Annotated in this window: 23 protein-coding genes; 4 read left to right on the top strand and 19 right to left on the bottom strand. The window is 41.6% G+C overall.

The genetic code is table 11. The annotated features are described in order from the left end of the window. Positions 1–118: 118 nt before the first annotated feature. Both I3B46_RS16850 and I3B46_RS16845 read right to left on the bottom strand, forming a co-directional pair. A complete protein-coding gene (locus I3B46_RS16850) occupies positions 119–2,764 on the bottom strand; it encodes a bifunctional acetate--CoA ligase family protein/GNAT family N-acetyltransferase (protein WP_014657698.1) in 2,646 nt (881 codons plus the stop codon). A 205-nt stretch (positions 2,765–2,969) separates the two neighbouring features. Next, on the bottom strand, positions 2,970–3,683 hold the full coding sequence (locus tag I3B46_RS16845; RefSeq protein WP_014657699.1) for a tRNA-uridine aminocarboxypropyltransferase: 714 nt from the start codon (positions 3,681–3,683) through the stop codon (positions 2,970–2,972). A gap of 180 nt (positions 3,684–3,863) precedes the next feature. On the opposite strand from I3B46_RS16845, the gene I3B46_RS16840 reads away from it, so the two are divergent. Both I3B46_RS16840 and I3B46_RS16835 read left to right on the top strand, forming a co-directional pair. Beyond that, positions 3,864–4,907, top strand: a complete 1,044-nt coding sequence (locus I3B46_RS16840) for a tRNA/rRNA methyltransferase (protein ID WP_072502896.1) — start codon at positions 3,864–3,866, stop codon at positions 4,905–4,907. Positions 4,908–5,029: 122 nt separating this feature from the next. Then, the gene (locus I3B46_RS16835) at positions 5,030–5,566 is read left to right on the top strand and encodes a hypothetical protein (protein ID WP_014657700.1); all 537 of its coding nucleotides are present in this window, start codon (positions 5,030–5,032) and stop codon (positions 5,564–5,566) included. Here I3B46_RS16835 and I3B46_RS16830 read toward each other — a convergent pair. The 12 genes from I3B46_RS16830 to nrdH all read right to left on the bottom strand — a co-directional run bounded on the left by I3B46_RS16830 (position 5,552) and on the right by nrdH (position 19,519). Then, the gene (locus I3B46_RS16830; RefSeq protein WP_004917584.1) at positions 5,552–5,980 is read right to left on the bottom strand and encodes a hypothetical protein; all 429 of its coding nucleotides are present in this window, start codon (positions 5,978–5,980) and stop codon (positions 5,552–5,554) included. The two genes, I3B46_RS16835 and I3B46_RS16830, sit on opposite strands and share 15 nt — an antisense overlap. A 90-nt stretch (positions 5,981–6,070) precedes the next feature. Continuing rightward, a complete protein-coding gene (gene emrB / locus I3B46_RS16825; protein WP_036943452.1) occupies positions 6,071–7,606 on the bottom strand; it encodes a multidrug efflux MFS transporter permease subunit EmrB in 1,536 nt (511 codons plus the stop codon). A gap of 14 nt (positions 7,607–7,620) precedes the next feature. After that, the gene (emrA, locus tag I3B46_RS16820; protein WP_004917588.1) at positions 7,621–8,802 is read right to left on the bottom strand and encodes a multidrug efflux MFS transporter periplasmic adaptor subunit EmrA; all 1,182 of its coding nucleotides are present in this window, start codon (positions 8,800–8,802) and stop codon (positions 7,621–7,623) included. Between the two features lie 218 nt (positions 8,803–9,020). Continuing rightward, on the bottom strand, positions 9,021–9,545 hold the full coding sequence (gene mprA / locus I3B46_RS16815; RefSeq protein ID WP_004917591.1) for a transcriptional repressor MprA: 525 nt from the start codon (positions 9,543–9,545) through the stop codon (positions 9,021–9,023). A 656-nt stretch (positions 9,546–10,201) separates the two neighbouring features. After that, entirely contained in the window at positions 10,202–11,401 is a 1,200-nt protein-coding gene (locus I3B46_RS16810; protein ID WP_004917593.1) for an MFS transporter, read from the bottom strand. 157 nt (positions 11,402–11,558) lie between these two features. After that, the gene (proX, locus tag I3B46_RS16805; protein WP_004917594.1) at positions 11,559–12,557 is read right to left on the bottom strand and encodes a glycine betaine/L-proline ABC transporter substrate-binding protein ProX; all 999 of its coding nucleotides are present in this window, start codon (positions 12,555–12,557) and stop codon (positions 11,559–11,561) included. An 86-nt stretch (positions 12,558–12,643) separates the two neighbouring features. Further along, the gene (gene proW / locus I3B46_RS16800; RefSeq protein WP_004917597.1) at positions 12,644–13,822 is read right to left on the bottom strand and encodes a glycine betaine/L-proline ABC transporter permease ProW; all 1,179 of its coding nucleotides are present in this window, start codon (positions 13,820–13,822) and stop codon (positions 12,644–12,646) included. Then, positions 13,812–15,014 carry a glycine betaine/L-proline ABC transporter ATP-binding protein ProV gene (gene proV, locus I3B46_RS16795; protein WP_061064333.1) on the bottom strand — a complete coding sequence of 401 codons (1,203 nt, stop codon included), beginning with the start codon at positions 15,012–15,014 and terminating at the stop codon, positions 13,812–13,814. Before proV ends, proW begins: the two co-directional genes overlap by 11 nt. A 726-nt stretch (positions 15,015–15,740) precedes the next feature. After that, positions 15,741–16,712, bottom strand: a complete 972-nt coding sequence (gene nrdF / locus I3B46_RS16790; protein ID WP_004917602.1) for a class 1b ribonucleoside-diphosphate reductase subunit beta — start codon at positions 16,710–16,712, stop codon at positions 15,741–15,743. Between the two features lie 13 nt (positions 16,713–16,725). Then, complete coding sequence (nrdE, locus tag I3B46_RS16785; protein ID WP_071599640.1) at positions 16,726–18,858, bottom strand: class 1b ribonucleoside-diphosphate reductase subunit alpha; 2,133 nt, start codon at positions 18,856–18,858, stop codon at positions 16,726–16,728. A 10-nt stretch (positions 18,859–18,868) separates the two neighbouring features. Further along, positions 18,869–19,282 (bottom strand): class Ib ribonucleoside-diphosphate reductase assembly flavoprotein NrdI, encoded by a 414-nt coding sequence (gene nrdI, locus I3B46_RS16780; protein ID WP_004917606.1) that lies wholly within the window; start codon positions 19,280–19,282, stop codon positions 18,869–18,871. Between the two features lie 9 nt (positions 19,283–19,291). Next, complete coding sequence (gene nrdH, locus I3B46_RS16775) at positions 19,292–19,519, bottom strand: glutaredoxin-like protein NrdH (protein WP_014657707.1); 228 nt, start codon at positions 19,517–19,519, stop codon at positions 19,292–19,294. A gap of 290 nt (positions 19,520–19,809) precedes the next feature. Here nrdH and I3B46_RS16770 point away from each other — a divergent pair, with 290 nt between their 5' ends. Together I3B46_RS16770 and cspE are read left to right on the top strand one after the other, a co-directional pair. Beyond that, a complete protein-coding gene (locus tag I3B46_RS16770) occupies positions 19,810–20,280 on the top strand; it encodes a methylated-DNA--[protein]-cysteine S-methyltransferase (RefSeq protein ID WP_004917609.1) in 471 nt (156 codons plus the stop codon). A gap of 206 nt (positions 20,281–20,486) precedes the next feature. Beyond that, positions 20,487–20,696: a transcription antiterminator/RNA stability regulator CspE gene (gene cspE / locus I3B46_RS16765; RefSeq protein ID WP_014657708.1), complete on the top strand. Its 210-nt coding sequence runs from the start codon at positions 20,487–20,489 to the stop codon at positions 20,694–20,696. A gap of 142 nt (positions 20,697–20,838) precedes the next feature. Here cspE and lipA read toward each other — a convergent pair whose 3' ends face one another. From lipA to rlpA, 5 genes are all read right to left on the bottom strand, one after another. Continuing rightward, entirely contained in the window at positions 20,839–21,804 is a 966-nt protein-coding gene (lipA, locus tag I3B46_RS16760; protein ID WP_004917612.1) for a lipoyl synthase, read from the bottom strand. Positions 21,805–21,927: 123 nt separating this feature from the next. After that, positions 21,928–22,572 carry a lipoyl(octanoyl) transferase LipB gene (lipB, locus tag I3B46_RS16755; protein WP_014657709.1) on the bottom strand — a complete coding sequence of 215 codons (645 nt, stop codon included), beginning with the start codon at positions 22,570–22,572 and terminating at the stop codon, positions 21,928–21,930. A gap of 259 nt (positions 22,573–22,831) precedes the next feature. Next, positions 22,832–23,095 (bottom strand): DUF493 family protein YbeD, encoded by a 264-nt coding sequence (gene ybeD, locus I3B46_RS16750; RefSeq protein ID WP_004917614.1) that lies wholly within the window; start codon positions 23,093–23,095, stop codon positions 22,832–22,834. A 99-nt stretch (positions 23,096–23,194) separates the two neighbouring features. Then, entirely contained in the window at positions 23,195–24,403 is a 1,209-nt protein-coding gene (gene dacA, locus I3B46_RS16745; protein ID WP_004917615.1) for a D-alanyl-D-alanine carboxypeptidase DacA, read from the bottom strand. A gap of 226 nt (positions 24,404–24,629) precedes the next feature. Further along, positions 24,630–25,607, bottom strand: coding sequence for an endolytic peptidoglycan transglycosylase RlpA (rlpA, locus tag I3B46_RS16740; RefSeq protein ID WP_163762159.1), 978 nt, complete (start codon positions 25,605–25,607; stop codon positions 24,630–24,632). Between the last annotated feature and the right edge of the window lie 10 nt (positions 25,608–25,617).

Genomic DNA, 25,617 nt, shown 5'->3' with positions numbered 1-25,617 from the left:
AATATACTCTCAGGTATTGGTAAGCGAATGATCTGTCGATGATAGCATACTTAGCCAAACCATTTAGAATAAATTAAAAACTTGTTTAATTGTTGTACAGGTTTATTTAGGCTACGGGTTATAAATGTAATGTTAAGTTTACAACCCCATCTTCAAATTGAACGTCAATCTCGAAACCTAACTTTTTCGCTAGGCTGATCATATTACGGTTTTCGGGCATCGTGATTGCTGTCAATTTTTTTATACCATGTGAACGGGTGTAGCTCAGTAATTTAGTCATTAATTGATAGCCAAGAGTTAGCCCTTTCATATCCGATCTGACGAGAACCGCAAATTCTGCCTCTTGGTTATCAGGATCTGCCATTGCGCGAGTCACCCCTATAATTTCAGGGTTTGAATCAGGATCCCTAACAGCCACGAATGCCATTTCGCGGTCATAATCAATTTGCGTCATATTGGCGAGATCATCATGCGTAAACTCACTGATTTCACTAAAATAACGATAATAAAGATCCTCTTTAGTCACTTGCTCAATAAATGATTTTAATAGTGGTTCATCTTCCGGCAATATTGGTCTTAGCAAACAAGTGAGATCATCTTTGAGTGAGATAGTTTCTTCTAGTTCGCTTGGATAAGGGCGGATCGCTAACCTTGATTTTTGGTTCTCTTGCTCTGGAATTAATGTCATTGAGACATCAAGTAAAGTGAATTCATCTCCAGAGGCGAGTAACGGATGAATATCTAGTCGTGCAATATTTGGGCAATCAATAATTAGGTTTGAAACCCTCACCAGCAAACTCGCCAGCCCTGGGATATTGAGTGGTGCCAGTGCACTGCGCGCTTTGATTTTATAGCCTTTAATGGCTTGAATAACTAAGTATCGCGCTAGGGCCAAATTCAATGGTGGTAAAGCGACCGCAGCTTGGCTCTCTTGTTGCCATTCAATACCGCCTTCCCCTAGCATAATTAATGGGCCGAAGACGGGATCAAGTTCAACGGCAATACGCAACTCTTGGGCGCCAGCACGGTTCGCCATACTTTGCACCAGTAAACCTTCGATACGTGCATTGGGGAAATTGGTGGATACACGCTCCATAATGGCTTTAGCAGCATCTCCCACTTCTTTAGCATTACGTAAGTAGAGCATTACCCCTTGTACTTCTGATTTATGCACAATATCTGGTGAACGTAATTTTAATGCGACGGGGTAGCCAATTTTTTCTGCAATTTCAATTGCCTCATCACTAGAATGAGCTATCCAAGTCGGTAGGCTGTTTAAACCATAAGCCTGTAAAATAGGCTGAACTTCATGTGTGTCTAAGTGTAAGTTGTTATTTTGTAGAGCCTGTTGAATATATTCATGTGCTTGCTGAGTGTTGGCTGTGATACCAATTGGGAGTGCTGGCGTTTCTTTTAACTGTTTTTGGTTGCGTCGGTACTCGACCATATGCATGTATGCGGTTATCGCGCCTTCAGGTGTACGATATGTTGGTATCCCTGCTTCACTAAAGAGCCGACGTGAGGTTTGTGATGAGTATTCGCCACACCAGTTAGTTAGTATGGTTAACCACTTACCTCTTGGATGCTGCTTAATGGTTTTGATGACTTTTTCTGCCATTGTCTTGCTTTCTGTTATGGCGCTAGGTGTATAGATCAATAACAGTGCATCATGGTCATGGCTATCGAGCATTTTGTTCAATACGTTAATATAGCGATCAACGGTGGCATCATCACCTAGGTCGATAGGATTTTGGGTTGAGAGGTCAAGGGGAAGGAGTGAACTAAGTTCATTTTCTGTTTCTTGACTTAAGGTAGCGAGCTTACCGTTTCGTTGCAGTAGCTCATCTAAAGCCATTGCCGCAGGGGCAGCACCATTACTAATGATAGATAGTCGTTCTCCCCGTAGAGGCGTCATATAGCTTAGGGTTTCAACCGCAGAAAACATTTCATGAGTATCTTGTACTCGAAGCAGCCCTGCACGCTGGATGGCAGCATCGTATGCCGCATCAAGACTTGGTTTTTCACCGAGTAGTTGTTGAGCTTTTCGGGTACGACCGCTTTTTATTACTAGAATTGGCTTATTCCGTGATGCGCTACGTGAGGCGGAAAGAAAACGACGTGCATCGCTAATATTTTCAAGATAGAGCAAAATAGCACTCGTTTTACTGTCGCGAGCCAGATAATCCAGTAAATCATCAATATCGATATCAATGCTATCACCCAAGGCGATAAAGTAAGAAAAGCCAATATCTCGGTGACGCGCCCAATCCAGTACGGTATTAGAAACAGCGGCGGATTGAGAGATAAAGGCTAATTTCCCTTTTAGGATTGGGATCGGTGAAAAACTCGCATTAAGCCCTTGCCATGGAGCCAGTATACCGAGGCTATTTGGACCGAGTAGCCTTATTTGATATTGCTGGGCGATTTTCTTGAGTTCAGCGAATTGAATTGAAGGAGATGATAAAATAATAACCACATTACAGCCATATTCACCGAGCTGTTTTAAACATTCAGGGTTTTTCGAATGGTGAGTACAGATGACCGCAAGATCTGGTTTTAAAGGCAACTTATCGATGGATGGGTAAGCCAGCACGCCAAGAATAGAGCTTCGGTTAGGGTTGACAGGGAGAATAGGCCCCTTAAAACCATTAGTTAATAAGTTTTTCATCATTACCGAACCTGCACGATTCGGATTTTCAGAAGCACCAATCACAGCGATCGATTTTGGTCTAAATAACGATTCTAACTGACTCAGTAAACCCATGGCAGATAACCTTTTGCTTTAGTGAGCGAAAACACCGTTCAAAGAATATTGAGAAGCCAAGTAATACTATGCCGTATCTGATAATTAGTGCTAGTTTATCCTGTTTATTTAATGGAATTATCTAATGATGTTCACGTTTTAAACTGCTAACTATCCTAAAGTTGCATGACGTTCATCTTTGTAGATAAACAATTGCTTATTTTTTCTACTCACTTTGAGTTAGCTGCTTTTCTGCTTGGCGCATTTGTGCGAGTGGATGATGCGGCTTGCCTTCCAAGTATTTGTCTCTAAATAGGTTAAAATGGTTGAAGAGCTGTTTAGAAGCGGAAGTATCTCCTGCTAGCTCAAGGAGTGTTGCTGCAACTTCTGCTGTGCAGTGTTGATCCTCTTTTGAAGGGGTACGCAATAAATAATCTGTTCGTGCTTTTGTATTGATTGATAATACAGGGATCTGGTCAAGATAAGGGCTTTTACGGAACATTTTGCGTGCTTCTGGCCATGTACCGTCTAATAAAATAAATAATGCAGGTTTATCTGAAACGGTTGGCTGGTTGACTACCGTTCTTCCACTTTGAGCATAACTTTCAGGGAAAATAATATAAGGCTGCCGTGTTGGGTCTTGAATCGCAGCAAGGAGTTGTGGGTCTGGATCGGTTCTTGACCACTGGAAAGCCAGCGTATTCGGTAAAATATCTGCGATCAGTTTTCCTGTATTACTTGGTTTAAAGACCTCTCCCTCATACATGATTAAACAGAATTGGCTCTTAGCGTGGACCGGAACAATTTCTTGGCACAGGCATTGTGGAACGGGAAGTAGGCAATAATGACAGCGTTTAACGCGACACCCTCGTGCTTTAAAGGGTTTCGTTGAGGCGGTCAGGCGTTCTTGGCGTAATGTATAAACGGCATTTTTAGTCATGTTGGGTGCAGCTTTTGATATTGTACGGTTTTGATAAAACAAAGCGCGTATTGTACGTAAATCCGTTAAATGACGATAGAAGTATATTCGGCATCTTTTAGATGCAATAATAGCGTGAATCAGTGGCGTAGCTCGGCAACATCATGTAACCTTCGCGCCATAGCTTTGTAGGGGATAGCAATGAACGACTCGAATGATTTTAATGGTAAGAATGGTAAAGTAAAAGTGATGTATGTCCGTAGCGAAGGCCAAGATGATGGTCATAGCAAAGGCAAGCGTCAACAAGATAATAAGCGCACGAATGATAGAAGAGGTGGCGGCGGACGTCGCAATGAGCGTTCAGGTCGTTTTGATGATAGAAAAAGCCAACCACCTCGTGAGCACTCCGCTTGGCGCACCGTATCGAAGCCAAATAGTGATGAGTTAATCCATGATCATGGTGGGATTGCCGGTAAAAGCCAGATTGACCCTGAGCAATTGCGTAAACAGCGTTTAGAAGAAACGCGTATTTATGGTGAAAATGCGTGTCAGGCGATGTTTAAAAATCGCCCAGAAGCGATTGTTCGTGCATGGTTCCTACAATCAGTCACACCTCGTTTTCGTGATGCGCTAAAGTGGATGGCTGCTAACCGTAAGGCATACCATGTGGTTGATGATGAAGAATTAACGAAAGCATCTGGAACAGAGCACCACGGCGGCGTCTGTTTTCTGATTAAAAAACGCGGTGGTATGAGTGTGGAAACTTATCTGCAACAAGCACCCGCAAAAGATTGTGTTTTGGCGTTAGAAGATGTCGGTAATCCACATAACTTAGGTGGCATCATGCGTAGTTGTGCGCACTTTGGCGTGCAAGGTGTGATTTTACAAGATGCGGGCGTTGTGGAGTCTGGTGCTGCGATTCGAACGGCTGAAGGTGGCGCTGAACATATCAAAGCGATTGATGCTGATGGTCTGAGTAACACGTTAAGCCAATTCCGCCAAGCTGGTTATACGATTGTAACGACATCAAGCCATAAAGGTAGCCAAGATATTGCGAAGGCTAAGTTGCCTGCAAAAATGGTGTTAGTCTTAGGCCAAGAGCGTGATGGCTTGAGCGACAGCGTATGGAACGAGGGGGATATGAGCCTGTATATTGGTGGTACAGGTAAAGTTGAGAGCCTCAATGTTTCCGTTGCGACGGGGATTATGTTGGCACAATGGTGGCAACAGAATAAAGCTAACTAGTTATTTTAATTAATAAATAAAACTGCATATGAAAGGTGAAATTATCGCCAATTAATATGCAGTTTTTTTATTATTAGGCTCTAAGCAATGTGCGTACAACATTATTTGATGGAGAGATAGGAATGAAAATTCCGTCGTACTTAACCCATGATTTCCGCTCAATACAGGGTAACGGAGAATTGACCGAGGTTTATTTTGGCTCACAATCGACAGAGGATACGTTTGAAATTTGGTTCACGGGTGAGGTGGTTTCTGTCGATGAGGAAGCACAGCCTTATATCATGGAAACTGATAGTCATCCCCTAATAATAATTGCTAAACACTCTGTATCAGGTCAAACATTCTTGCTGTTTGATGGCACAATTCATGGGTATGATGCGATGTTTTGTGATCAACCTTATGATGAGCCTCTTGAGCAGTTATCACCAATAAAATATGACTTTCCCCCAGCGATTTTGAAGCTCTCCTTTTTTTATAATATTGATTATGAAGATGAAAAAGAGAGCTATGAGTTTGATGCAATGGGAAATGTTATGCTATTGAATGGGCTGAGTATGCCATGGGAGCAAGTCAAATGTGACGGTTTTGATGCCTTTGCACTTTCTGTGATTGATACGCAAGGTATAGAGCATGAAATTGTGAATTTAGAACTCGCTTAATAATTCAGTGAGATAATTTAGTTCACGGTCTAAAAACTCTTCTTTAGGGTAATTGCAGGAAAATGCTTCCAATATATGATTGATAAAAGATTTGATATCTAAACGCGTGAGAGGCGTGGGCTTGCTGATAATTTTATAAGCAGCTGAAATCTCATTTAAACTTAGACAATATTCATAGTAGCCTACCTGAATGGCGTCGCTAATTTGTTGGGGTAAAGTAGTAAAATCGAGATCATCTTCTTCAAGTTTTAGCTGCATATAAGTGAAAACATCTTCAAGAATATCAAAGGAATGTTCTTCTTGATAGCGATTAACATAGGTAATAAGTTTACGGCGATATTGCTCTGCTTCTCCTTCGCTGATTGAGTTAATTAGGGCAAGTAACTCGCTATTTTCAATCCATGATTTCAACATTTTTTTCCTCGTTATAGTGTATAAATACTGTCATGTTGGTGAATAAAATAAGGTCTCATATTGAATCTATGAGACCTTATTAATTAGAGTTTAGTGTGCTCCGCCACCTTTAGAGCCTGCGCCAAAAGGTGGTTTGGCGAACCAAACAATGACCATGAGCAAAATAAAGATCCCAGCAGATAACCAGAAAATTTCATTTGCAGATAAGATCAGCCCTTGGTCGGTAATTGTTTTCGCTAAATAGGCGGCACTTTGCTGCTCATTCATACCAATTTGGGCTAATTCACTGTACATATGTTGAGAATTTGGATTGTACGGGTTAATAAACTCCGTCAGATTCTCATGGTGCATCGCTTCGCGTTGTGTCCACATTGTGGTTGTAATGGATGTACCAATCGCACCCGCTAATGTCCGTGTGAAGTTAGATAAACTTGATGCTGAGGCCATTTTTTCAGGAGGAAGCCCTGATAAAGTAATGGTCGTCAATGGCATAAAGAAACAGGCAATCGCTAGCCCCTGCACAAATTGTGGCCATGCTGCGGCGGCAAATCCCATATCCGGCTCAAATGTATAAGCACGCCAATAGTAACAAACAGCATAAACAATAAAGCTAAAGGTTACGATATAACGCATATCAATGCGATTACCGAAACGTCCAATAATTGGTGTGATCAACAAGGGCAATAAGCCTACTGGGGCGGAAGCAAGACCCGCCCAGGTTGCTGTATAACCATAAACTTCCTGTAGGAGTTGGGGAAGTAGTACGATTGTTCCGAAGTAGAGCATATATGCAAGACTAAGCGATAAACAACCGATGGTGAAGTTGCGCTCCTTAAATAACGAAAGATCAATGACAGGGTGATCGTCAGTGAGTTCCCAAACAATTAAGAACGATATCGCAACAACAGCAATGACGGTCAGCACAATAATTTCAGTGGAATTAAACCAATCTAGCTCTTTCCCTTGGTCTAGCATGATTTGCAGGGCACCAATACCGATAACTAGCAGTACTAGCCCGATAGTATCAATGGGTTGAATAGAAATTTTGGTTTCACGCCCTTTTAGTGTCTGCATAATGGCAAAGATAATTGCGATACTAAATGGAACGTTGATAAAGAATATCCAACCCCAATGATAATTATCACTGATGTAGCCACCCAATATTGGCCCACAAATTGGCGCGATAACGATGGTCATTGACCAAAGCGCCAAGGCCATATTCCGTTTGGCAGGGGGGTAGTTATTGAGCAATAAACTTTGGGATAGGGGAATTAATGGCCCCGCAACCAGCCCTTGTAACACACGGAATAAAATCAGCATTTCAAGGCTGCCAGAGATACCACATAACCATGAAGTTAGTGCAAATAGGCCTGTCGACCATAAAAATAGCCTAACTTCACCAATCCTGCGGGCTAACCATCCAGTAATAGGAATTGAAATCGCATTTGCCACACCAAAAGAGGTAATTACCCACGTTCCCTGCGAGTTAGAGGCGCCAAGATTACCTGCAATCGTTGGAATGGCAACGTTAGCAATTGTTGAATCAAGTACTTGCATAAATGTGGCCAATGACAGAGCAATGGTCATCCACGCGAGTTTTGATCCTGTTAACGGTGTATTTGTCACAATTACACCTCGGATTATTTGTTGCCTGAGTTATTGTTAATAATCTCAGTAACTATTTTGTCTGCAGGAGACATATCTATGGCAAGTGCAGAGGTGTGATATGCAGGCGCTTCACGCATACCTTTTGATAGCACTTTGCCATCTTTATTAAGCGTGTCTACCGTCACTTCTGTCGATAAGCCAATACGTAATGGATATTGCTCCAATTGGGCCGGGTCTAATACGATACGGACGGGTAAACGTTGAACTACTTTGATCCAATTCCCTGTAGCGTTTTGAGCAGGCAGTAATGAAAATGCGCTACCTGTTCCCATATCTAACCCTGCTACGGTGCCATTGAAGACAATATTTTTACCATAAAAATCAGTCGTTACTTTAACGGGCTGTCCAATGCGCATATCGGCAAGTTGGGTTTCTTTGAAATTGGCATCAATCCACATACCTTCAGAAGGAACGATAGCCATCAACGGTGTTGAAGTCGTAATTTGTGAGCCGACTTGTACGCTACGGCGTGAGACATAACCATCCACAGGGCTGACAATTTTAGTTCTCTGCAATGCTAACCATGTGTTCCTAACTTCTGTTGCGGCAGCTTCGACAGCCGGCTGTTTTTCGAGTGGAGTATCTAGAATGATCGCTTTGTTTGCATTGAGTTGCTCAATAGCCACTTCGAGCGCTGCTTTAGCGCTGACAACGGCTTCGCGAGCGTGTTGCAGTTCTTCTTTCCCGATTAGGTTACTGCTGCCAAGGACTTCACGGCGTTTTAAATCGTTTTGTAGACTAATTAGCTCAGAGCGCTTCATATCAATATTCGCTTGATATTGGCGGCTATTCACTATCTGCTGGTGGGTTTGACGAACGCTGTTTGCTAAAGTGGTTTTGGCTTTTTCTAATGCAAGTTGAGCATCACGAGGGTCAAGCTCTACTAATACTGTACCGCTTTTGACGAAATCGGTGTTATCGACATTCACCGTCATAACACTGCCAGAAATTTGAGATTGAATTTGAACTTGGTTACCTGCAACGTAAGCGTTATCAGTCGTTTCATAATGGCGTAAAACAAGGAACCAGTATATTGCCCAGCCAACGCCAATAGCAATAAAAAGGAATGTGAGAAACATTAAAGCATTTCTGCGTTTTCTTTTTTTATTTGGTTGTGGATTTTGGGTTGGTTGCATTTCCTCATGGGCACTCATTGGGTGTTTCTCCGCTCATCGGCATTTTAGATCACGAATGTTCCCAGCAGTTAACATTAACCACTGGAAACTAAGACAACAATTGAAATATTTGCTTGATGGGATATCGTAAGCACAAGTTAGAAAGGATAACGAAATCTTTCAGACAGAAAAGTCTTTTTTCGCCTTTTTGCTTATAAATGCCTCAAATACATTACCCACAAAAATACAATGGTTAATTATTTACTATAATCTTTAACAGTATCTAGCTTTATTAGCAACTTACGCATCAACTTATTCAGTTGTTGTTGTTCTTCAGCATCTAATACTGACCAGATATCTTTTAAGGCTGCATGCTGAGGAGGCAATAACCCTGCTAAAAATTCAGAGCCTTTTTCAGTTAGGTGAAGATGCAAACAACGACGGTCATTGTGACTTTCTTTACGTTCAATCCAACCATTTTTTTCCAGTTCATCGGCAATACGGGTTGCATTAGTGCGTGAGGATCCCAAAGCAGCGCTTAGCTCAGAAGGTTGAATACTGCGGGAATCTTTTGTATCTAGGATCATTAACGCCATAAACAGTGTTTCATTAATCCCTTGAGCTTTGAGCATATTATTACGAGACTCAAGGAGCTTGCCATGAACATGCATACAAAGGCGTGTTAGGAGGATCTCCTGATAGGGAATGGGATTGCTGTGTGAACTTTGCTGTGCGACGCGAGCATTAAGTAACTCTTCAGTCGGAGTAAATGAACTTTCCATTATTTAGATACCTTATTAGTTTCAGTTGGTAAGATTACAACTGTCATCAACCATCTAAATGGTATATCAAAAGCTAAAATTAGCAATTGTAGTTAATTGATACCATCAAATTTATTTTGATAATGATACATAATTCATAAATTTTATGAATGTAATTTGCTAAATTTAGTATAGCTTAATTATACTCTTCTGCCTTTTAAATTATTTACGTATAATAAAATCATCATTTTGCTTTATTTTTCATCATGATAATAACCGAGTAAAACAAAATAAAATCACGTAATTATACTGCTGCACTCTCCTTACTGTCATGATTTCATGACATTTGTAAACCTTTCCTCTGTTACTTAGTATTGTTAGGTGACAACTAACATATTGATTACAATAACTACAAGAAATAGTAATTTATATAAATTACATTATAACTTTATAGAAAGGTATATTTTTTGTTTAACTGTGTCATTTGATGATTTTTGCCTATGTAATTATTGCAAAATAAAATCATTGGCAAAAATTTGTGATTATAAAGAGAGGAAGCGGAGAATGAGATATTAAGTATAAATTAAGTATTTTTACCGATGCATTATATTTTCTGATAGATTTATGGCAGGGTTTATAAAGAGTGCCTAAAAAAAGACACTCCTTGCGAGTATATTTTATTCATCGGATGGGTATATGGTGGGGTCAAAGCGAATACCTATTGCCCAAATAATCAAACTGATCACACATAATATGCCGCCAGCGATAGCAACGCCTTCCCAACCTGCTTTTTCGTAAGCATAGCCAGATAATAAAGAGCCAAGTGCACCACCAATAAAATAGCTCGTCATATAGCCTGCGGTAATACGATTACGCGCATCAGGTAAAATACGGTATAGAGTACTTTGGTTAGTGACATGGACAGCTTGAATAGCCAGGTCAAGTATTAAGACGCCAATAATAAAAGCAATCAGTGAATCCTTTGCAAATCCAATTGGGATCCATGACAGAAGCAATAAAATTAAGCCGATGGTTGTCACTCGTTTTCCTTTACCTTTATCGACGAGATGACCGGCTTGGGAAGCCATGAATGCTCCGGCAGCACCAACTAAGCCAAAAAGGCCGATAGTTCCTTCTGAAAAACTAAAAGGTGGGCTGGCAAGTAGAAAAGCCATGGCAGTCCAAAGTAATGCGAAATTGGCGAAGGATAGGGCGCCCAATAGCGCACGAACGGCCAACACAGGGGTTCCAAAAAAGAGTCGACCTATTGAAAACAGCAACTGGAAGTAATTTAGGTTTGCTTTTTGATGATAACGAGGCAGTTTAATCGCAAGCACAATAATTAAGATAATAAGTAGGGCAAAAGCGACCCAATAAATGGTTCGCCATCCTCCTACCATAGCGACGGCGCCGGAAATTGTTCTAGCAAGTAAGATCCCTAATAGCAATCCACTCATGATGATACCGACAGATTTTCCCCTTTGATGAGGTTTTGCCAGCGAGGCTGCCATTGGGATGAGCACTTGAGCAACAACTGAAAATAGCCCTGTGAGTGCCGTTCCAACAAGAATTTGCCAGATATTATTTGAGAGCGCGGTGATAAGTAAGCCGATAGCTGACAAGGATGTCATTGTTAATATCAGGCCTTTACGCTCAAAGATATCACCTAGGGGAACTAAAAAAAGTAGACCTACTGCATAGCCTAATTGGGCGACAGTCACAATAAACCCCGCCATATTTGTGGTCAGGTTAAATTGAGTGGCGATAGTGTCTAGAAGGGGTTGCGCGTAGTAGTTACTAGCAACGACGAGGCCTGTTGCGATGGCCATTAATATGACTAAACCCGGAGTGAGTTCTGCTTGTGGTGCCTTATTCATTCAATATCTACTCATCATTCATAAGGCCTCTACTATAAAACAATTTTGAGTTATGAATGGGAACATTTTATCTATTAATAAAATATTTCTATAAGTTGGGAGGCGTGCAAAAAAGCCACCTAAAAAGGTGGCTTAGAAGACTCATCACTGGCAGATATTATTTTTCAGCAGCTTTGCGTGCTTGCTCTACCCAACCATCAAAAGTGGTTTGGTGGGCTTTGATCCACGCATCGGTGTGACGGCGAATATCCGATTGCGAAGCTTCTCCATTATGCATTCTCAAGTTTTGTGCGTTGATATCTGCAATAGGGAGTTTCATGATCTCGAATAACTTAGCTGCCGCAGGGTTCTTTTCGGCCCATTTTTTATTGGCGACGATATGCATTGTGTTTGGTGGGAAGCCGTAATTTTTACCGTTCGGTAATGCGGTGTCGGTTTTGTCACCATTTGGCATTGATGAGAACGGTACTTCTAACCAAACCACATCACGACCTGGTTTGAGCACATCACTGATCCAGTAAGGCGTCCATGTGTAGTACAGGATAGGTTTACCTTCTTTGTAACGAGTGATGGTGTCTGCCATCATAGCGGCGTAGTTGCCTTGATTGTGCTCAACGGTTTTTTCTAAACCATAAGCTTTTAGATGGTTGTTAATCGCCGCTTCACAGCCCCAGCCTGGGTTACAACCCGTTAGGTCTGCTTTACCATTACCATCGGTATCGAATAATTTGGCTATTTTTGGATCTTTTAGCTGATCAATATTGGTGATTTTGTATTTTTCGGCGGTTTTCTTATCGATGAGATAACCTTGTGCCGCATTCACGACATAATCACCTTGGCGGTAAAAGACCTTATCACCCCCTGCCGCGTTATATTGTGCATCATGTAATGGCACCCAGCTTACCGCCAAATAGGTTGCATCCCCATTGGCAATGGAAGCATAAGCCACATTGTAGTCGACCTCTTTAATCGGCTCGACTTCATAACCGAGTTTCTCAAGGGCTTTTGCCACTAACAGCGTTTGGAACGTTTCTTCGCTGATGGTACTTTGTACCGGGGTGATTTTTACCCCTTTGCCGGGAAGATCTTCTGCATGAGCAAATGGAACGGCAAGTAAGGCTGTCAGGGCAGTTGCCAATATCATTGGTTTTTTCATTATTGATACCTCTGTTTGTCGTTTTGGCTTGCCTTGGCAAGCGAAGAGCCGATTGTCGGCTCTATCGTGAATGGAAGAGCAAAAACTTAATGTGATTTTCGGTTAAATGGGCGCGTGATAAGGCCGATGGGGCCTTGTTGATACCAGCGAGTTGAGACTTTACTACGCGAATTTTTGCCAAGTGACTGCGTTAATCGGTCAAGCACAATCGCGAGGATAACAATGCCCACACCACCAACGGACGCGAGTCCCATATCGAGACGACCGATACCACGTAATACCATTTGACCTAAGCCACCGACGGCAATCATGGAGGCGATAACGACCATGGAAAGTGCTAACATCAAGGTTTGGTTAACACCAGCCATAATGGTTGGCATCGCCAAAGGCAGTTGGACTTTAAAGAGTAGCTGACGAGGGCTGGCGCCGAAGGATTCTGCTGCTTCAATCAAGTCTGCGGGAACTTGTTTGATACCTAAAATAGTCAAACGGATAATAGGCGGTAGCGCAAAGATGATGGTGACGACAACACCGGGCACATTACCAATACCAAAAAGCATAACAATCGGTACTAAATACACGAATGCTGGTGTTGTTTGCATCGCATCAAGGATCGGCCTAACAATGCTGGCGGCTTTATCACTACGGGCTAGCCATATGCCGAGTGGTAAGCCAATAATTAAGCAAAAGAGTAACGAGGTTAGCACCAGAGAGAGTGTTACCATCGCTTCTGACCAAGCCCCGATAGCACCAATCACAATCATCGACACAAATGTTGCAATACCCATGACACGGCCTGCCAGTTGCCATGCTATCAACGCAAATAAAATAATCGCAATCGGTGACGGTAGTGAGGTTAAAAGCTGCTCAAAGCCGCTAAGGATAAAATCAATAGGAATTCGGATCCCCTGAAAAACAGGACGGAAATGCAACACGATCCAATCAATAGCCTGAGTGACCCAAGAGTCAAGTGGGATCAGAGTATGTTGAAAAGGATCCATAATATCAAAATGTTCTGTATTTATTCCCTCAGTGGGAGCCGCATCCAGCCAATCGCTTCCGCCGGTATCTGACGGTGTTGAAGTATCTGCTGTACTTCCCCACGGATCACTCTCTGTTGATGTTTGGCTTTCAGAACTTGTTGACCAAGGGTCGCTGCCTGAAGTGGTATCCGTCGCATTATTTTGTTGCGATGTCTCATCTGCTTGGGTTTCTGCCCACGGATCCTGATAGTCAGCTTTACGCTCATTCGTGTTATTGCTCATTAGAAGTCTCCTTATCCAGCGCCTGTAGTAGCATTCCCTTCGATATCACACCAAGATAGCGATTTTTTTCATTAATAACGGGAACGGCGCAGGGAGCTTGTGCAACGGTTGAGATGACCTCATTGAGTGGGGTTTCTCCCTGAATTGGTTCTATGCTAGAAATCACCGCTGATTCAATGCCTTGGTTGTTTTGTAGCGCTTTTTCGAGTGATTCAACAGATACGACACCTGCAAATGTGTGTCCTCGAGAGATGAGATAACCATAGTATCGGTCATCATCATTAAGCACTTTCAATGCGGAACGTGGGCCAAAACCAGGCGCAATATGCAATAGGGCATCGGCTCTTCGTCGCGCAATATCTTTGGCACTAAAGACCTGACTAATATCAACACCACGGAAGAAGGTTTTGACGTAATCATTCGCGGGATTATTGAGTATCTCATCGGGAGTGCCTATTTGCACAACGACACCACCTTGCATGATGGCAATTCGGTCTCCTATGCGCATGGCTTCATCAAGGTCGTGGGAGATAAACACAATGGTGCGTTGTTTATCACCTTGAAGAGAGAGCAACTCATCTTGCATTTCGGTTCGGATCAAGGGATCTAACGCAGAAAAGGCTTCATCCATTAACAAGATATCGGGATCATTTGCCAAGGCTCGTGCAAGACCAATACGCTGCCTCATACCGCCGGATAATTCATCAGGATAAGAGTAAGCCCATTTTTCAAGGTTAACTTGTCGAAGGGCATCCATTGCTTTTTGATGACGCAGCTCTTTTGAGATCCCCGAGAGTTCCATACCAAAAGCGGTGTTATCGAGAACATTCATATGTGGCATGAGCGCAAAGGATTGGAACACCATACTGATTTTTGTGCGTCTGACCTGACGTAGCGCTTTTTCTGAAATATTCGAGATATCTTCACCATCAATCAGCACTTGTCCGCTGGTGGGTTCAATTAGGCGATTGAGAAGCCGTACCAATGTTGATTTCCCAGATCCCGAAAGCCCCATCACAACAAAGATTTCACCCTCATTAATGGCTAAATTTGCATCTTGAACACCAACCGTTTGGCCTGTTTTTTCAAAGATATCATCTTTGCTCATTCCTGATTCTAAAAGTTTGAAGGCTTGATCAGGGTGTTCCCCAAAAATTTTATATAAATTTTTAACTTCTAATTTTATTGGCATACAGTAATTACCCATTTTTCAATTAATAAATTGTTCAAAGCACTTATCGAATGAAACTGGTCTTTTTATCAATTGGCCAAAAACTCGATTATCAGCTTTAGACTATTGGTTGAAAATATTTAGGGTAGATATTCCTATTTCGCTTAAGGTGAATTTAATAATTATGATTTGAATTCAACGGCTCCACTTAAAATTATTAGAAAAATAAACAAGCAATATAACCTAGCATAATAAATTGAGCTGACAACCCTTGGTTAAGGAGTATTAATCAAAAAAATAGCGAGTAAAAATAGAATACAAATTAGGAAAGTGTTGTTTTTATGGGATTCAACATTAAGGTGATTTATTTTCAAAATAAATAGGTTAACGTTTTGTTGTATATACATTTATTTTACTATTGTGCATTTGAAAACTAACCATAACAAATTAAAAAGAATAGAGATTATAACGGTTAGGTCAATTAGCAAATAAAATTGAAAATAATTTCAATATAAGGCCTTATTGATTAGTTATATTAATTAATTTTTAAGCGAAAATATTTATTCTTAAAAATTATTGCCTGATATGCATATTAAAAATGAATTATTTAACAGTAAAAAATGTAAATCTCGAGTTGTCATGATGGTTTTTTATACTAAAAGATATCCCGCTAAATAAAGTTATTATTATTCAGCGGGATATGCTTATTTAGGATGTTTAAAACAATTGGTTAACTAAATTGATTGATTAAAAATCCCAATCATCATCTTCGGTGCTTACTGCTTTGCCAATGACATATGAAGATCCTGAACCCGAAAAGAAGTCATGATTCTCATTTGCATCCGGTGAAAGTGCCGATAATATTGCTGGGCTAACATCAGTAACCACATCGGGAAATAGGGCTTCATAACCTAAATTCATTAATGCCTTATTGGCATTATAATGAAGGAACTTTTTAACATCCTCTGTCCAACCAACAGTGTCATATAATTCTTGTGTATAATTCACTTCATTTTCATATAAATCAAAAAGTAAACTGAAAGTAAAATCTTTAATTTCCTTCTGTGTTTTTTCATCATATTTTAATAAGGATTTCTGAAATTTATAACCAATATAATAGCCGTGAATTGCCTCATCACGAATAATTAAACGAATGAGGTCAGCAGTATTGGTTAACTTGCCTCGACTGGACCAATACATAGGTAAATAGAATCCCGAATAAAATAAAAATGATTCTAAAAAAACACTTGCGACTTTTTTCTTTAATGGATGTGAATCACAGTAATAAGACATAATGATTTTTGCCTTATTTTGTAGCGCAGAATTTTCTTCACTCCAACGATAAGCATCATCAACATCGCTAGTTGAGCAAAGCGTTGAAAATATAGAACTATAAGAGCGAGCGTGTACTGCTTCCATAAAACTGATATTTGATAATACCGCTTCTTCATGTGGTGTAAGGGCATCGGACATGAGGCTCGGTGCGCCAACGGTATTTTGAATTGTGTCGAGCAGCGTTAACCCAGTAAAGACTCGGATAGTTAACTGTTGCTCGGCAGCCGTTAATGTATTCCATGAAGAGATATCGTTTGATAGAGGTATTTTCTCTGGTAACCAAAAGTTGGTGGTTAAGCGGTTCCAGACCTCCAAATCTTTATCATCTTCGATTCGATTCCAGTTGATCGCTTTAACTGGTGCAGATGAAATGTGCGTTGTCATACTGATTTTCCTTTTAAAGCGTACATGAAACACAACCGTCAATTTCTGTGCCTTCTAGGGCGGTTTGGCGAAGCCTAATGTAATACAAGGTTTTTATACCTTTACGCCACGCGTAGATCTGAGCGCGGTTGATATCGCGAGTTGTTGCATCGTCTTTGAAGAACAAGGTTAGAGATAGCCCTTGGTCGACATGTTGTGTGGCAACGGCATAGGTATCGATGATTTTTTCAGGGCCAATTTGATAAGCATCTTGATAATATTCAAGGTTATCATTATTCATAAATGGGGCAGGGTAGTAGACGCGACCTATTTTCCCCTCTTTACGGATCTCTATCCGGGCAACTATCGGGTGAATACTCGATGTTGAGTTATTGATATAAGATATTGAACCAGTAGGCGGAATTGCCTGTAAGTTTTGGTTATAAATACCGTGCTCCATCACTGATTGTTTCAATGATAGCCAATCCGCCTGAGTTGGAATTTCGATGCCCGAACGTCGGAATAATTCCTGAACGGTTTGTGTTTTTGGTAGCCAGCTTTGGTTGATATATTTATCAAAATAACGACCATTGGCATACTCAGAATGCTCGAAACCTTTAAAAGTGGCTTTGCGTTCAATTGCCAATTGATTTGAAGTTTTTAAAGCATGATAAGTGATGGTATAAAAATAGATATTAGTGAAATCAAGCGCTTCTTCTGAACCATAGTGGATACGCTCTCTTGCAAGATAGCCATGTAAGTTCATTTGCCCAAGCCCAATGGCGTGGGATTGATGGTTACCTTGTTCGATAGAAGGCACTGAGCGAATATGGCTCATATCGGAGACCGCCGTTAGCGCTCTGATCGCAATGGCAACGGATTGGGCAAAATCGGGAGCATCCATCATTTTGGCTATATTCATGGAGCCTAAGTTACAACTGATATCTTTCCCGACTTCGCGGTAACTTAAATCGTCTTCATAGAAGCTAGGGCGATTAACTTGCAGAATTTCTGAGCACAAGTTACTCATATTAATGCGTCCCGCTATTGGGTTCGCACGATTCGCCGTATCTTCAAATAAAATATAAGGATAACCAGACTCAAATTGGATTTCGGCGAGGGTTTGGAAGAATTCGCGTGCGTTGATTTTGTATTTTTTTATGGCCTTATTATTGACCATCTCATGATATTTTTCAGTCACGCTGATTTCTGACATGGGAACGCCATATTCACGTTCAATATCATAAGGTGAAAACAGATACATCTCTTTGTTTTCTTTCGCCAATTGGAAAGTAATATCAGGGATCACTACACCAAGTGATAATGTTTTAATGCGAATTTTTTCATCGGCATTTTCCCGCTTAGTATCCAGAAAACGCATGATGTCAGGGTGATGAGCATGCAGATAGACAGCGCCTGCACCTTGTCGCGCCCCTAATTGATTTGCGTAGGAAAAGGCATCCTCTAACATTTTCATGACCGGAACGACGCCAGAGGATTGGTTTTCGATCAGCTTGATCGGCGCGCCTTGTTCCCGCAGGTTGGTCATCAGAAAAGCAACACCACCACCACGTTTTGATAGCTGTAGGGCTGAATTGACGGAACGACCAATTGATTCCATGTTGTCTTCAATACGCAGTAAGAAGCAGGAAACCAGCTCTCCGCGTTGTTTTTTCCCACAGTTAAGGAAAGTAGGGGTGGCCGGTTGAAAGCGTCCACTAATAATTTCGTCGACTAAATAGCTAGCAAGTGCTTGATTACCTTGAGCGAGTGTTAGCGCGACCATGCAAACACGATCTTCATAGCGTTCAAGGTAACGTTTGCCATCAAAGGTTTTTAAGGTGTAGCTGGTGTAGTATTTGAATGCACCTAAAAAAGTTTGAAAACGGAATTTATGTGCATAGGCTTGCTTAAAAAGCTTCTTGATAAAGGCAAAATCATATTGCTCAATGACTTGTGGTTCATAATAATTTTCGTTAACTAAGAAATCGAGCTTCTCTTTTAAGTCATGAAAAAAGACAGTATTTTGATTTACATGTTGGCGAAAATAGTGGTGAGCCGCTTCTTTATCTTTCTCAAACTGGATCTCGCCCGCACTGTTGTACAAATTCAACATGGCATTAAGTGCATGATAATCAACAGTGGTCTTGTTTTTGGTGTTTTCCATTGAATTAGCTCTAATTATGTCTTTGTTGCCAAAAGGCATTTAGTCCATCACGGACACGTTGCACATCGCGCTCCGTGCCTAATAATTCAAATCGATATAAGTAGGGAACTTGGCACTTTGTGGCGATGATATCGCCCGCAATCGCATAAGCTTCGCCAAAATTAGTGTTACCAGCGGCAATAACCCCACGAATTAATCGTCGATTTGATTCAATATTCAAAAAACGGATCACTTCTTTCGGAACTGCACCTCGGCTGCCACCTCCCCCATAGGTCGGAAGGAGCAGGACAAATGGCGTGGTGGCAATGATGCTGCTTTGTTGTTCACCGATAGGCAAACGCGTTGCTGGCAGCCCAACCTTTTCAACAAAACGGTGACAGTTGCCAGAACGGCTCGAAAAATAGATGAGTGATTCCGTTTGCATAATCCGCTCCTAAGCTGAAAGGCGGCTGATCATATCAGGGCGAAAGCCGGACCAATGTTCTTGATCAGCAACGACAACAGGAACTTGCTGGTAACCCAATTTGCGAACAAACTGTAGAGCTTCATCATCTTGAGTGAGGTCGATGACCTGATATGGAATGCTTTTACGTTCTAGGGCTTGGTAAGTGGCATGACATTGAACGCAGTCGGGTTTACTGTAAATCGTAATAATGGCCATATTAAGTACCTTTAGGTGTACTGAATACTATCAGTAGTGTGATGATTGGTATTTAAAGACTATATATAGATCTAATTTTTTTCAACCACACAATATATAGTGGTATGGAAATATTGAATGATAATTATTCTAATTAATGGCTAGGTAGTTATTTATATTGGAAAATTAAATTTTGAGGATTTGAATAGTTCTGTTATCAAGTCTGAGAAAAAATATTATTGCCAAGTAGAAATAATACAGTTTATAACTGTATATACGATCAGATAATCGCACTCTCTTAAGGGGATATTATGTATTGTCAATATTTGGCTGCACCGGAAAAATTTCCTAAACCGTGGGTACAAATCACGGCGGATGACGAGGGGGTAACCAGTATCTATTTTGTTGAGCAAAAGAGTTATCCAGAACAGAAAAATACGCATTCTGAGTTGTGTGTTAAACAACTGACAGAATATTTTAACCATCAACGTAAAGAATTCACGGTAAAGTTAAATCCACAAGGCACTGAATTTCAAAAGAAAGTATGGGGGCACCTTTGTAGTATTCCTTTTGGTGAGCGTTGGAGCTATAAGGATCTGGCTTTAAAACTCGGTTCTGTGAATTATTGCCGCGCGGTGGGGATGGCAAACTCACGTAATCCGATTTCGTTGATTGTTCCTTGCCATCGCGTATTAGGTCATGACGGCAAGCTGGTCGGCTATACCGGAGGGTTAGATATCAAGGATTGGTTATTAGCGCATGAAAAGGAATATGCTAATTAGTTCAGTGAGTTTAATATTATTATTGGGATTAATTACTATTATAAAGAATAATTCATGTTAAATGAGAAATTTATCCCAATAAATAATATTTTTTTATATATTTTGTCAATTTTCGTGATCTAGGTTGTAGACAAGTTACTTGTATATCTGTTGTACTGAACCTGACACTGATGGTGTGTCTATTTTTATTTAAAGGTAATAATTTGATGTCTAAAGTTAAAGGTAACGTTAAGTGGTTCAACGAGTCTAAAGGTTTCGGTTTTATCACTCCAGAAGATGGCAGCAAAGATGTGTTTGTTCACTTTTCTGCTATTGCGAGCGAAGGTTTCAAAACCCTAGCAGAAGGTCAGAAAGTTGAATTTGAAATCACTGAAGGTGCTAAAGGCCCATCTGCTGTAAACGTTGTCTCTCTGTAATTTAAACAAATAGAAACGAACAGCCTCTAAACTCGCCCCAGTTTATCTGGGGCGAGTTTTATTTGCCTCTTAGATTTTGGGGTCACAAATAAAAAAGCCTCGAATTTTCGAGGCTTGATAGACTGGGTGATAAACGTCGTGACTATTTAACTTCTTCGCCTTTGGCTTGTAGGTCTGCATGGTAAGATGAGCGTACGAACGGACCACAAGCCGCGTGGGTAAAGCCCATCGCCATAGCCTCTTCTTTCATTTCATCAAATTCAGCAGGGCTAACATAGCGCTTAACCGGAAGGTGATGGCGGCTTGGTTGGAGGTACTGACCAAGCGTTAGCATGGTAACGCCATGACGGCGCAAATCGCGCATTACTTCAATAATTTCTTCGTTAGTTTCACCTAAGCCAACCATCAAACCTGATTTGGTTGGGATGTCTGGATGCGCTTCTTTGAACCTTTCAAGTAGCTTTAATGACCAATCATAATTTGCGCCGGGACGTACTTGACGATAAAGACGCGGCACATTCTCAAGGTTATGGTTAAATACATCCGGTGGTGTTTCGGTCAAGATCTCTAAAGCACGATCCATTCTGCCTCTAAAATCTGGCACTAATGTTTCGATTTTAATCGAGGGGCTTTTTTCACGAATAGCGCTAATACAATCTGCAAAGTGCTGTGCTCCGCCGTCTCGTAAATCGTCACGATCCACCGAGGTGATCACGACATAGCGAAGCCCCATATCTTTAATGGTTTGAGCAAGTTTAACTGGCTCGTTAGCATCGGGGGCATTTGGGCGGCCATGGGCAACATCACAGAATGGGCAGCGGCGTGTACAGATAGCACCGAGGATCATAAAAGTGGCTGTACCGTGATTAAAACATTCAGATAGGTTAGGGCAAGAGGCCTCTTCACAAACAGAGTGCAGGCCATTTTTGCGCATAGCGGCTTTGATCCCCTGAATACGGGTCGAGTCAGCCGGTAACCTAATTTTCATCCAATCAGGCTTACGTAGAATCTCTTCACGTTCTGTAACAACGTTTTTAACAGGGATCAGCGCCATTTTATCGGCGTCACGATATTTAATTCCGCGTTCTATCTGAATTGGTTTACTCATAATTATACCGGTTCCAGTTATCTTTTTGAGTTATTGGATAAGTTGATACTAGGAATAAAAGTATGGGAGCCGTGACTTATCCATTAAAATTTTTTTTAAAAATGTTAAAAAATTATAGCATCATTATTGAACAATATGAAATCCCAGTGTGTCACAGAACTGTTCAATTAGCACGGGTTGAACATCTGGTAATGTCAGGTTGGGAATGAAATGACACATCTGTGTCATCTTTAATTGCGAATAACCACAAGGGTTGATGCGGTTGAAAGGTTCTAGATCCATATTGATATTGAGCGCTAATCCATGGAAAGAGCAACCTTTTCGAATGCGTAGACCTAGCGAACAAACTTTATCACCATTGATATACACGCCGGGGGCATCAGGGCGTGGATAAGCTTCAATTTGGTAATGTGCAAGTGTCTTCACAACCGTCGTTTCAAGAGCCGTGACTAAATCGCGAACGCCTAACTTGTTACGTTTGAGATCAAGCATGACATACATCACTTGCTGACCAGGGCCATGATAAGTGACTTGGCCGCCCCTATCACTTTGGATCACGGGGATCTCTCCGGGAGCGAGCAGATGTTCAGCCTTACCTGCTTGGCCTTGGGTAAAGACGCGAGGATGTTCGACAAGCCATAGCTCATCGGCGGTCTCTTTGTCGCGGTTTTCAGTGAACTGGTGCATCGCATCAGAAACGCGTTGATAAGGGGCAAGCCCTAATTGACGTACAATAATGGTTCGTGCTGACAATGTTTTAACATCCACATTAGAAATGTGCCAGTAGTATAACGCTGGTAGCGGGTTATCGCCAGTTTTGTCATGTTATGAAAATGTTATATTGAGGGTTGACGCAATCTATTTGTGTTATGCAAAGTAACCTGTAACGCTATCTGGCGGGAAAAAAGGCGGGTATTTGGACCCAGAAACGGTGAAAGTTTTTATATAGGGGGGAGTAACATAAAAGATGTTAGGAAAAAACCGAGTGGGTTTAAGCCACCCGATTTTTGATAAGACACAAAGTGAATTACAGAACCATTCTAACGCGCTCTAATGCACCAAGCTCTTCATATAATTTTTCGATTTGCTCAATATGCGTTGCATTAATGGTAATCGAAACGGAGTGGTAATTGCCTTTGCTACTCGGCTTCACTTCTGGAGAATAGTCGCCCGGAGCATGGCGCTGAACCACTTCAACGACCTGATCAACCAGCTCCGGCTCCGCTAATCCCATCACTTTGTAAGTGAATGAGCAGGGGAACTCAAGTAGTTCGTTTAATTTCGTTTTCATGGGCGCTCCTAATAACAATAATAGTGTTTGAAGGGGGATTCCCCCCTTCAAACTTTCAGATATACACTATATGGGGATGATATATATCTGATTCAAGGGTTAGCCAAACCAGCGATGGAACAGTAACTTAATATAGTCAATTAAACGACTGAAAAAGCCACCTTCTTCCACATCTTTCAGCACGACCAGAGGGCGTTGTTCGATGGTTTTACCATCAAGTTGGAAATTAATAGTTCCAACTGCTTGCCCTTTTTTCAGTGGTGCTTCTAGCTCGGATGTTGAGATATCATAGCTTGCTTTAAGATCTTTTAAACGTCCACGAGGGATAGTTAAGAACAGATCTTCTGTTACCCCAAGTTTAACGTTATTTTCATCACCAAACCAAACAGGCTCGGAGGCAAACTCAACCCCCGCTTGTAGCGGCTTGACGGTTTCATAAAAGCGGAAGCCATACGTGAGCAGTTTTTTACTTTCTGCATCACGGCCTTTCATACTTTTACCGCCCATTACGACGGAAATAAGGCGCATTTGGCCCTCTGTTGCGGAGGCAACTAAATTATACCCCGCAGCATTAGTGTGGCCTGTTTTAATGCCATCAACTGAGAGACTTTTATCCCATAACAAACCATTACGGTTAGTTTGGCGAATATTGTTAAAAGTGAACTCTTTTTCTTTGTAGATAGCATATTCATCGGGAACATCACGTATCAGAGCCTGCCCGAGTAATGCCATGTCACGTGCTGAGCTATATTGGCCTTCAGCATCTAAACCATGAACGGTTTGAAAATGGGTATTTTGTAAGCCCAGTTTGCTGACGTAGCCATTCATCAATTGGATGAAATTCGCTTGGTCACCCGCGACATAGTCCGCCATGGCAACACAAGCATCGTTACCTGATTGTAAGTTAATTCCACGAGTTAATTGAGAAACACTCACGCGGTCGCCGGGTTTCAGAAACATTAATGAGGAACCCTTAAATATTGGGTTACCTGTTGCCCATGCATCTTCGTTGACAGTGACAATATCCTCTGCACCGATTTTGCCTGACTTGATCGCTTGACCAATAACATAGCTGGTCATCATTTTAGTCAAACTCGCAGGGTCACGGCGTTGATCCGCATTCTTTTCAGCAAGCACTTTACCTGAGTTGTAATCAATCAAGATATAGGCTTCTGCATCAATTTCAGGTACTGCTGGAACAGGGCTATTTGGGAATGGCTCGTTAGCATTTGCCTGTGTCATAGTGAAAAGTAGCGATGCACCTAGCAAGGTATGACGAAGGGTGCGTGATGGGGCAAAATTTTTCATGTTTGTATTGTTACATCCGGAATTCGGTTAACACAAGGAGGCGCAGTTTAGCAAAAGTACAAGGATTGATTAATGCTTGCGCCAATGTTTTTACAATATTTTATACAGATCACACTTCAAGTTACTAGTCGGTTATCGAGCAAATAAAAAAGCCCCTTGATATGTTTAGGTTAAGAGGCGTCATTATTGTTGGTACTGATAATTTGAATAGTGATGAATACCTACCTTATGGAGCGACAACCATCGACGTTTGATTTAGTTCAGCCTGAATTCGGCCTTGTAGATCCACAGCCTGTTGCCTATCTGCAAATGGCCCTAATTGAACACGATAAATATTGTTGTAGGGCTGTAAGCGGCCGGGAACACCAAACTGACTTTTCAATTTTTCCAACATAGTTTTGGCGTTGCTTTGATTTCCGATAGCACCAACTTGAACTAAATAACCTCTTTCAGGAACGGCAGGAGTACTTGGCGTCGCTTGAGCGGCTTCTGGCTCAGGGGTTTTTAAGCTGCTTTCAGGCACAACGGGCTCCATTGGGGCTGTTGGCTGTTTCACGGGGAGCACATTTTCAGGGGTTGGTAAATTTTCCATTACAGGCGTTCCCATTGGGCCGGAGCCTAGCTGAGGGCGCCCTGGCAGGGCATAACTTTGTTTAACAAAGTTTGAGCCAATCGTACCTGGTCCTGATAGAGAGCCATCTTGAGCGACTTGGATAGCATCAATTTTGATGCGTGTGGTTGGCATTAAATTGAGGCGATCAGCAACGGCGCGAGAAACAGCGATGCTTTTGCCTTGTGTATAAGGGCCTCTATCATTCACACGAACAACCATCATTCGGCCATTCATCATGTTAGTGATACGCACATAGCTTGGAATAGGTAAAGTCGGGTGGGCTGCTGTTAATTCAATAGGGTTAACTCGCTCACCAATTGCTGTCATATTCCCTGCTGACTCTGAACCAAAGATAGAGGCATAACCTACTTGTGAAAATTGCGATGCGTCGCGAACAATTTGGTATTGCTGGCCGTTACGCTGATAGTCACTGTTGGCTGTTGGATGAAAAGGCTCATAATGAGGCTCTGCGCCAAGCACGTCTTGAGCAGGTACAGCCGGTACATTACTAGGCTGCTTAATGTTCTCTTCTGTGACACAACCACTAAGCAATGCAGTCGTAATGCCAAGCATAATCCATTGAAAACGCATACTAAGCCTC

Source organism: Providencia sp. 2.29 (assembly GCF_015832305.1).
Taxonomy (GTDB): domain Bacteria; phylum Pseudomonadota; class Gammaproteobacteria; order Enterobacterales; family Enterobacteriaceae; genus Providencia; species Providencia stuartii.
The sequence above is the reverse complement of the archived record's forward strand: the minus strand, read 5'-3'. Positions and strand labels throughout refer to the sequence as shown.